General features: G+C 66.2%; 7 protein-coding genes, 1 tRNA gene and 1 pseudogene. 4 read left to right on the plus strand and 5 right to left on the minus strand.

From position 1 onward, the window contains the following. Positions 1-200: 200 nt before the first annotated feature. Entirely contained in the window at positions 201-1,451 is a 1,251-nt protein-coding gene (locus M7H19_RS01300; RefSeq protein WP_298175994.1) for a site-specific integrase, read from the minus strand. An 86-nt stretch (positions 1,452-1,537) separates the two neighbouring features. Continuing rightward, positions 1,538-1,611 (minus strand) — tRNA-Leu (locus M7H19_RS01305). 213 nt (positions 1,612-1,824) lie between these two features. Between M7H19_RS01305 and M7H19_RS01310 the strand changes: the two genes are divergently transcribed. After that, a complete protein-coding gene (locus M7H19_RS01310) occupies positions 1,825-2,439 on the plus strand; it encodes a response regulator (RefSeq protein ID WP_298175996.1) in 615 nt (204 codons plus the stop codon). A gap of 56 nt (positions 2,440-2,495) precedes the next feature. Here the strand turns inward: M7H19_RS01310 and M7H19_RS01315 are convergent, their stop codons facing one another. Together M7H19_RS01315 and M7H19_RS01320 are read right to left on the minus strand one after the other, a co-directional pair. Next, positions 2,496-3,887, minus strand: coding sequence for a hypothetical protein (locus M7H19_RS01315; RefSeq protein WP_298175998.1), 1,392 nt, complete (start codon positions 3,885-3,887; stop codon positions 2,496-2,498). Between the two features lie 333 nt (positions 3,888-4,220). Next, the gene (locus tag M7H19_RS01320) at positions 4,221-4,664 is read right to left on the minus strand and encodes a hotdog fold thioesterase (RefSeq protein WP_298175999.1); all 444 of its coding nucleotides are present in this window, start codon (positions 4,662-4,664) and stop codon (positions 4,221-4,223) included. A gap of 115 nt (positions 4,665-4,779) precedes the next feature. On the opposite strand from M7H19_RS01320, the gene polA reads away from it, so the two are divergent. Both polA and M7H19_RS01330 read left to right on the plus strand, forming a co-directional pair. Further along, the gene (gene polA / locus M7H19_RS01325) at positions 4,780-7,485 is read left to right on the plus strand and encodes a DNA polymerase I (protein WP_298176001.1); all 2,706 of its coding nucleotides are present in this window, start codon (positions 4,780-4,782) and stop codon (positions 7,483-7,485) included. 93 nt (positions 7,486-7,578) lie between these two features. After that, on the plus strand, positions 7,579-8,196 hold the full coding sequence (locus tag M7H19_RS01330) for a hypothetical protein (RefSeq protein ID WP_298176003.1): 618 nt from the start codon (positions 7,579-7,581) through the stop codon (positions 8,194-8,196). A 57-nt stretch (positions 8,197-8,253) separates the two neighbouring features. On the opposite strand, the gene M7H19_RS01335 is transcribed toward M7H19_RS01330, so the two are convergent. After that, the gene (locus M7H19_RS01335; protein WP_298176005.1) at positions 8,254-9,102 is read right to left on the minus strand and encodes a class I SAM-dependent methyltransferase; all 849 of its coding nucleotides are present in this window, start codon (positions 9,100-9,102) and stop codon (positions 8,254-8,256) included. 273 nt (positions 9,103-9,375) lie between these two features. On the opposite strand from M7H19_RS01335, the pseudogene rpsA reads away from it, so the two are divergent. Further along, positions 9,376-9,561, plus strand: a pseudogene (rpsA, locus tag M7H19_RS01340) (30S ribosomal protein S1); the annotation flags it as partial.

The following is a 9,561-nucleotide window of genomic DNA, read 5'->3' on the forward strand; positions in this document are numbered from 1 at the left end:
CAGCGAGCCAGTCCGGAGTCTCAAGTAGGAAGCCGACGCTAGTCACCGCGAGGAGGAACCCGACCAAGACCAGTACTCGAAGCCACCGACCGCGCATGGGATCGATCATCTCGCATGTGTCAGCTGAACGGGCGTGGCGCGTGCAGATCGTTCGTTGAATCTTGGGGGACCATGTAGAGCGGCAGTAGAGATCAAGCAAGCTACGCGCGCCGTGGCATTCGTGAGGCGAGGATTTCCGCTGCTTTGCGATCTGTGGCCGCGACCCATGCTGCGTAGACGCGCAAGGTGGTCGCTCCGCCTCCGCCGTGGCCTAGTCGGCCCGCGACTGTTCTGAGGTCTATGCCTGCCGACAGAAGCTCTGTGGCGCTGTAATGGCGGAGAGCGTGTAGGTGGGTGTCGATGCCTAGGCGCGTCGCCATGTCCTTGTATCGCTGAGTTATGGCGTTGGGGGAGTACGGCTCGGAGTGGTCCGGTGTCTTGGTGCCTGAGAAGACGAACAAGTTGTCGGTGAACTTGCCGCCCAGGGATTCGACGCGAGCCTTGACGCGCTGCCTCTGCTCCTTCAGCAGGCCGATGGTCTCGGTGTCTAGGGCTATGCGGCGGTTCTGATGGGTCTTGGTGTCTTTCTCCTTGCCTCCGACCCAGTTGCGGCGAAGATCGATGACTTCGGTATCGAGGTCGATGCGGGAGAAGCGCAGGCCGACCAGTTCGCCGCGTCGCATGCCGGTGGTCATGGCGAGCCAGACGAGGGTGCCCCAGTCGTCGTCCATGCGGAAGGCTTCCTCGACCAGTCGGGCAGCCTCGGCAGGCGTCGGCGGGTCCGGCTCTGGTGGCTTATGCTTCGGGCGGCGGGCGATGCGGGCGGGATTGGTGGCGATCCAGTCCCAGCGCTCCGCAGCCCCCAGAGCGCCGCTGAGGATGGCGTGCACCTGGCGCACGGTGGACGCGGCCATGGGGCGGCACTTGTGCGCCTTGCATCCGGCTTGGCTGCAGTCGTGCCCCTGGGCTGTGGAGCTATGACGTTCGACACGAGGCTTGCCGTTGCAGCGGGCGCGGCAGCGGCGCAACTCGGTGTAGAAGCTCTCCAATGTTCGCGCGTCGATCTTCTTCAACGGTACGTCGCCGAGAGCGGGTTTGACGGTGCGCTCGATGTAGCCGACATAGGTCTTGCGCGTGCTGTCCTCGATCTCCGTCACGCGTAACCACTCATCGAGGGCGTAGCCGAGCGTGACGCTCGTGGACGCCGACCGCTGGTTGATGACCTGGGTACGGAACTCCGCAAGCTTGTCCTTGGCCTTCCGCTGGGCGGCCTTGTCGGTGCCCTTGATTGAGGCCGTCAGGTAGATGTCCTTGCCGGTGACTGGGTCCCTGCCTGAGAACAGGCGGACCTGCAGCGATCCTCCGCGCTGCCGAATGGAGCCACGCGAGCGCGCAGCGTTAGCTCTGACCATGACCGAGAGTGTACTCATGGACACTGTCATGGACAGAGCTAACGCTGCTGATCTCGTATCAAGTTGTCGTGGCTGGTCAGAGTCAGTGCCCCCGGTGCGACTCGAACGCACACTGGACGGATTTTGAGTCCGCTGCCTCTGCCGATTGGGCTACGGGGGCATAGTCTGTACTTTACTCCCCGTCGTTTTCAGGGCTGTAGCGGGGGGTTGGCTTCCCCGCAACTCCGGTGTGAAGTGCGTGTATCACGGGACGCACACGGCGGTCACAGCACGTGGTGAACGCCATCCCGACGACGAGTGCGTTTGGCGGTAATCTCGGAAGGGCGGACCGCCGCACGTACAGAACCCGTCGATCGTTCTCAGGAGGAGCCCGGTGACCGAAGCGGCTACCGAGGTCAACGATGCCGCTCCCGCTCCGCAGCGTCGTGTCCTTGTCGCCGAAGACGAGGCGCTGATCCGCCTCGACCTCGTCGAGATGCTGCGTGAAGAAGGCTACGAGGTGATCGGCGAGGCCGGCGACGGGGAAGAGGCTGTCAAACTCGCCTCCGAGCTGAAACCCGACCTCGTCATCCTTGACGTCAAGATGCCGAAACTCGACGGCATCGAAGCGGCGGCGAAAATCACCGGCGACCGGATCGCGCCCGTGGTGATCCTCACCGCTTTCAGCCAGCGCGAGCTGGTCGAGCGCGCCCGCGACGCCGGCACGATGGCCTACCTCGTCAAGCCTTTCGCCAAGCGCGATCTCGTGCCCGCCATCGAACTCGCCGTGAGCCGGTTCTCCGAGCTCCAGGCGCTGGAGGCCGAGGTCGCAGGGCTCAACGAGCGGCTCGAAACGCGCAAACTCATCGACCGCGCCAAGGGCCTGCTCATGACCCATCAGGGACTCACCGAGCCCGACGCCTTCCGCTGGATCCAGCGCACCGCCATGGACCGGCGCACCACCATGAAGGCCGTCGCCGAAGCCGTCATCGAAAACATCGGCAAGTAGGCGTCGGACCGCTACGGCGGGGCGGGGCGTGACACGCCTTGCCCCGCCTTCGCGTGTCAGTGGCGACTGTCGACCTTGAACGCGGCCTTCCTCGCCGCTTTCGCCACCACCTTGTCTGGGTGATGGCGGCCGAAGACCGACAGCACCTCCCACGCACCCGGGTGGTCGAGCTGCCACAACACGTCGAACACACCTTCGTCGCCCCGCCCCATCGTGGAGGCGAGCAGGTCGCCGATGTCGTCAGGAGGATCGTCGACATCGACGTCGTAATACGTGTCCGCAATCAGCCACGCCACATCGTGGTCGGTCAAGATCAGATCGGGTCGCTGGCCATGCCGCTCGCCCAACACCTGCTTGGCATACGGGCGTAGAACCGGGTTGTCCAACAACGTCCGCCACACGTCGTCGACCTCGGCTCCCAGCCGGTGCAACAGTGCGGTCGCCGCGGTCCGTTCGTCCGGCCCGCCGACCGTCGCGACCGCCGCCAGCTCCGTGGCCACCTGGGTCGCCGTGCGCTGAGAGCGCCACGAGTCCCACTCGGCCGCCGCTTGCTCGTCGCTGCCGAGCAGCGTCACCGCCACCACGTCGGCGGCGGTCATCTCCTCGAACGATGGCAGCAGTGGCACGTCCACCTCGGCCCCGATCTCCGACCACAGCACGAACAGGGCCAGCGGAGTCAGCCGCACGACGTCGTCGGTGATCGTCACCGCGCCCAGCCACCGGAGGCGTTCATAGAGCAGGTGTGCGGGCCGACCGTACGCGTCCACCCAGTACTGCCACCTGGCGTCGAACACCGCGGTATCCGAGCCCGTTTCGTCCATCGCGGCCGCTTCATGGATCATTTCGTCCAGCTCGGCGAGGGCAACGCCCCTCTCCCGGGCCATGAACAGCGGCAGTACCGTGGCTCCGGCACCGTGCAGCCGCAGATCGGGCACACCGAGGTGCGCGGCGTCGAAGGCCAGACTCCACGCGCACACCAACGCGAATGCCTGGGCCCACACCTCCTGCACGGTGTCGTCTTCACCACCCGGCCACTCGTCCACTGTGGACCCCTCGGTGGCGGTGGTGTCGCCGACTTCGACGAACCCGAGAGCGTCGGCCAACTCCCACAGCTGCGTCAGCTCGCGCATCCGCACATCGTCATCGACCGGCGGAAGAATCCCGCTGTCGATCAGTTCCCGCGCTGCGAGTGCCGCGTCCGCTTCGCTCAGTTGACCGGTGTCACCGTTCACAGGACGGCTTTCGCCCACCCACCGAGCCAGTGCGCGCACGGCCGTCAGCAGGGGACTGTCGCGTGCGGCCTCTGTGAGCTCCGCGTCGGAGGGCAACCGCAGGGGCGGCAAGCTGTCGGTCCCCAGCAGTTCTTCGTAGTGGACATCGACGAACTCGTCACCGTGGTCGGTCAGGTCCTCCGACTGGTCGGAGGAGTCCTGCTCCTGGGTCGTCATGGCGGCCAGGTTAACGGTGCATGCCGACGAACCCCATGGGCCGGATACGGAAAGACGAAATGGAGAACCTCGTTCACGAAGTCGCCCAGATCGGCGGATCTCCGTGCTGACATGCGTGTTTCCCGGCCAGGACAGGGAGACGAATCCGTGGGCGGGCGCCGAGGACGAGTACTTCTTCACCTGTTCGAGGGTGGTGCCAAAGGTACCGTTCGCGGCGGGGCGGCGATTCGGTGGAACGTCCACTCTGGGCCGACGACGTGGGACGGACGGCTTGGCCGGACCGACCGGCAACCATCCATTGCCGACGGCGATGCGAGCCGCCGGGAAAACCGGTCAGGAACCCGGGACGCGGTCACGCACCACGCACGTGAGCCGTGCCGTGCATGTCCGCCAGCCCGTCTCGTTGGTGATGACGATCTCCGAGGTGATGGTGCTCCGACCGACGTGCAGGGGAGTGGCCACGCCCGTCACCGTGCCCGACATGGCGGCGCGATGATGCGTGCAGGACAGCTCCAGCCCCACCGCCATGCGATCGGGGCCCGCGTTCAACGCCGCGAGAAACGAGCCGAGGGACTCGGCCAGCACCGCGTTCGCTCCACCGTGCAGTAACCCGTAGGGCTGAAGATTGCCCTTCACCGGCATCGTGGCACTGACCCGCTCCGGCGTCAGATCGACGAAGGTGACTCCGAGTTTGTCGTTGAGCTGCTGTTCGGCGATCTCGGGTGTGACCGCCGTGAGAAGATCGTGTACCAGCTTGTCGGACGAGTTCTCGGTCACCGTGTGACTCCCTTCCTGGGGTTCCACCCGGCTCTGCCAGGTCGTGTCGGGCCAGTGCTCGAGACGGAGCGAGCGCACGGCAAGACTGTCGGGCCCTCACCCTAGACTCACGGGCGTGAGCTCCAAGCAGAACACCTCCGTAGCGAACGACACACCCCGGTTGCTGCTCATCGACGGGCATTCGATGGCTTACCGGGCCTTCTTCGCGGTGCCGGCCGACCGGTTCAGAACCTCCACCGGACAGGTCACCAACGCAGTATTCGGGTTCACGTCGATGTTGATCAACCTGCTCCGCGACGAGGCTCCCACGCACGTGGCGGTGGCGTTCGACGTGTCCCGCAAGACGTTCCGCTCGGAGCGGTTCGCCGAGTACAAGGCCAACCGTCTCGCCACGCCCGACGACTTCAAGGGCCAGGTGGAGCTCATCAAGGACGTCCTCGGCGCGCTGTCGATCCCGGTGCTGGCTGTGGAGGGTTACGAGGCCGACGACGTCATCGCCACGCTCACCACGCAGGCGGGCGACGCCTACGAGGTGCTGATCTGTACCGGCGACCGTGACGCGCTGCAACTGGTCAACGACTCGGTGACCGTCCTCTATCCGCGCAAGGGCGTGTCGGATCTGGTGCGGTTCGACCCCGAGGGCGTGCAGGAGAAGTACGGCCTGTCGCCCGCGCAGTACCCGGACTTCGCCGCGCTGCGGGGCGACCCTTCCGACAACCTGCCGGGCATCCCCGGCGTGGGCGAGAAGACGGCGACGAAGTGGATCAAACAGTTCGGTTCGCTCGGCGAGCTCATCGACCGAGCCGACGAGGTGAAGGGCAAGGTCGGGGAGGCGCTGCGTTCGCACTTGGACTCGGTGATGCTCAACCGGCAACTCACGGAGTTGGTGCGGGACGTGCCGTTGGAGAGCACACCGGACGACCTCGCCCTGCGGCCGTGGGACCGCGAGGCGGTGCACAGGCTGTTTGACGAGCTGGAGTTCCGGGTGCTGCGCGACCGGCTGTTCGCGTCGTTGTCGAGCGCCGAGCCGGAAGCCGATTCCGGTTTCGAGGCCGTGGGCACGGCGTTGCAGCCGGGCACGGTGGGCGACTGGTTGTCCCGCCACGCGGGCAGCGGCACGACGGTCGGACTGGCCTTCGCCACCACGGGGGCTTCGGTGTCGTCCGATGTGCGGTCCGTGACGTTGGCCGCGTCCGACGGGGAGGGTGCCTACGTCGATGTCACGGAACTGACCCCGGACGATGAACGCGCACTCTCGGAGTGGCTGGCCGACGAGAACGTGCACAAGGTGGGGCACTCGCTGAAGAAGGCGCTGCACGGGCTGCGTGCTCGGGGTTGGCGTCTGGCCGGCGTGGTGATGGACACCGAACTCGCCGCGTATCTCGTCAGGCCGGGGCAGCGGTCGTTCAAGTTGGACGACCTCGTGTTGCGCTATCTGGGCAAGGAACTGCGCTCCGAAGACACCGGTGGCGACGGGCAGCTGTCGTTGCTCGACACCGAGTCCGACGACGAGATCGTGCGCGGTGAGTTGGTGCGGGCGCGGGCGATCTCCGAGTTGTCGTCCGCGTTGTCCGACGAACTCGCCGCCATCGGGGGCACCACGTTGCTGGCCGACATCGAGCTGCCGCTGTTGTCGGTGATCACCGAGTTGGAGGCGGCGGGTATCGCCGTGGATCTCGACGCGCTCACCGAGCTCGAAGCCCACTACGCGAGTCGGGTGAAGCATGCGACGGAGCAGGCGCACTCGGTGATCGGCAAGCAGATCAACCTCGGTTCGCCGAAGCAGCTCCAGGTGGTGTTGTTCGACGAGCTGGGCATGCCGAAGACCAAGCGCACCAAGACCGGCTACACCACCGACGCCGACGCGTTGCAGACGCTGTACGAGAAGACGGAGCACCCGTTCCTGCAATACCTGCTCGAACACCGTGATGCCACGAAGCTGCGCAGCACGGTCGAGGGGCTGATCAAGTCGGTCGCCGACGACGGGCGTATCCACACCACTTTGCACCAGACCATTACGGCGACGGGCCGGTTGTCGTCGGTGGACCCGAACCTGCAGAACATTCCGATCCGTACCGACGAGGGTCGTCGTATCCGTGAGGCGTTCGTGGTCGGCGAGGGCTACGCCGAGCTCATGACGGCCGACTACAGCCAGATCGAGATGCGCATCATGGCGCACCTGTCGAACGACGAGGCGCTCATCGAGGCGTTCCAGTCGGGGTTCGACTTCCACGCCGCGACGGCCGCCCGAGTGTTCGATGTCGATCCCACCGAGGTCACCGGCGAACAACGCGCCAAGATCAAGGCGATGAACTACGGGCTCGCCTACGGGCTGTCCGCCTACGGACTGTCGCAGCAGCTGCGCATCTCCACCGAGGAGGCGCGGGGCCTGATGGACGAGTACTTCCTTCGCTTCGGTGGCGTGCGTGACTACCTGCACAGCGTGGTGGAGCGCGCGGCCAAGAATGGCTACACCGAGACGATCTTCGGTCGGCGTCGTTATCTGCCCGACCTCACCAGCGACAACCGGCAACGCCGTGAGATGGCGGAACGGATGGCCCTCAACGCTCCGATCCAGGGCAGCGCCGCCGACATCATCAAGGTCGCGATGCTCGGCGTGTGTCAGGCCCTGTCCGAGGCCGGGCTGCGCAGCCGGATGTTGCTGCAGGTACACGACGAGTTGGTGCTGGAAGTCGCCGACGGCGAGCATGGCGAGGTGGAGGAACTGGTGCGTCGGGAGATGGGAGCGGCGTACCGGCTGTCGGTGCCGTTGGAGGTGTCGGTGGGTTACGGCCGTTCGTGGAACGACGCCGCACATTGATCGCGTTGTAGCCGGGCGGGCGTGGACCGCCCGGCGGCGGTCCACGGACGTTCGGGAGGATTGGGAAACCACCCGTTCGGGTATCCCCCGAATATGGAGGGTCCGACAGCACTCATCCTCGCCGGAGCGGGAATGCTCAACGGCGTCACACGCACTCTCGTCTACGACGGTTGGAACGTCATTCTGCCGTGCCGGCGGTACTCGCCGGTGCCGCTCGACGGTGACGAGCCCAGTGGCCGAGCTGTGTGGCTGGAGGCCCACTGGGACCGGCCGGAGGAGTTGGCGCAACAGGTGGCGGAGACACTGGACGGTAAATCGGTGGATCTGCTCGTGACGTGGCTGCACGACTCCTACCGGGAGCCGGTGTCGAAGGCAGTCGAGCCGCTGTTGGCTCCCGCCGCCCCGGTGGTGGAGGTGTGGTCGCAGACCAGCGCCACCACAGTGCCGGAACAACCTACGTCCGAACCGCTGGCGGGGCACTCTGTGCAGCGGATTCTTCTCGGCGAGGTGTCCGCGTTCGACGAGGAGAGGGCGTTGGGACAGGGCGAGATCGTCGCCAGCGTGGGCGCCGCGGTGGACCGGGCTTTAAGCGGTGCGCCCTCGTCCCGGCACGAGGCCGGGCGCCGACGGTCCCAACCTCGGATCCCGCGTCCGCGGGTGCACGACCTCGTCGGCGGGTTGCCGCGCTGGACGTCTCCGACCCTCAAGTGACGGTCAAGTGAGGGCGTCGCCGCGGTCGGTGCTGTGGGGAGACGGCGGGGGCGAAGGTCAGGAGTCCCGCACGCAGCAGAAGATCGCGGAGCCGGGGAACAACTTGCCGCGCAGGGGACTCCACTGGCCCCATACCCGGGTGTGTCCGGGCGGCCATTCGGGCTCGATCAGATCGACGAGCCGGAAGCCCGCCGCGTTCAATGCCTGCACGTAGTCGCCGAGGGTGCGGTGGTATTCGACGTAGGTGGCGTCGCCGTTCGCGTCCACCTCGACGTAGGGGGTGCGGTCGAAGTACGGCTGGGTGACGGTGAGCCCGTTGGGGCCGGGATCGTCGGGGAATATCCAGCGCATGGGATGGGTGACCGAGAACACCCATCGACCGTGTGGGCGCAGTACCCGTGCGACCTCGCTGAACAACGTCGTCACGGATGCCACGAACGGGGTCGCCCCGAACGCGGAACAGGCGATGTCGAACGCCCCGTCGACGAACGGCAGGTGCTCGGCATCGGCCTGGACGAGCGCGGGGTGCAGGCCGGTACGCCTGTTGCCATCGAGGGCGTGCCGCAGCATGCCCGCCGACAGGTCGAACGCCACCACGCGCGCGCCCTGGTCGGTGAGCCAGCGGGCACAGGGTGCCGAGCCGCAGCCCACTTCCAGCACATCGGCACCGGAGACCTCGCCGAGCAGTCCGACGTCGGCCTCCCGCAGCCCTTCGGGGCACCAGAGGAAGTCGGCGACGCCGAGGAAATCACCGTGGGTGTCGTGGTAGTCGTCGGCGTCGGCGTCCCACCAGGCGAGGTTGGCCGCTCTGGCCTCGTCGGAGGCCACGGGACGGTGGGCGATGCCCGTGGTGCCGAGGACGGCCTCGGCGCTGGCGTGACGGTCGGGGGAGTTCGCGTCGGACACGGCCGTCATTGTCCGCGAGGTACGGCGGGTAGCCGGAGTCGGACCCCCTGATTGTGCGGACTCGATCGAGACGCGTACTATGAGATCTAGCGCAGTGGGTTCGCGCTGCCTTCGACTCGGTCGAGCACATGCTGCGATGTCGAGGTCGCGCACCATCTGGTGATGCTCGCGGCCGTTCAGTCTGAACGTTTGCACAGTCATCGCCTGTTCCCGCCTCGCGCTAGCAAATTGCACATCCACGAGACCAAGCCGCTAACCGGAGCAACCCACCTAATGACCATCGACACCACCACCGCCCCGAATTCCTCGCAGGCGAAGCAGGTCGCCGTGAACGACATCGGGACGGAGGAAGACTTCCTCGCTGCTATCGACAAGACAATCAAATACTTCAACGATGGTGACATCGTCGAAGGCACCATCGTCAAGGTCGATCGCGACGAAGTGCTGCTCGACATCGGT

The sequence above is a fragment of the Saccharomonospora sp. genome, from assembly GCF_027317685.1.
In the GTDB taxonomy this organism is placed as follows: Bacteria; Actinomycetota; Actinomycetes; order Mycobacteriales; family Pseudonocardiaceae; genus Saccharomonospora.

Bases quoted from the DNA above. Each gene is read 5' to 3' on its own strand.
- M7H19_RS01300 (WP_298175994.1), bottom strand. From the start codon at position 1,451: ATGGTCAGAGCTAACGCTGCGCGCTCGCGTGGCTCCATTCGGCAGCGC.
- M7H19_RS01315 (WP_298175998.1), bottom strand. From the start codon at position 3,887: ATGACGACCCAGGAGCAGGACTCCTCCGACCAGTCGGAGGACCTGACC.
- M7H19_RS01330 (WP_298176003.1), top strand. From the start codon at position 7,579: ATGGAGGGTCCGACAGCACTCATCCTCGCCGGAGCGGGAATGCTCAAC.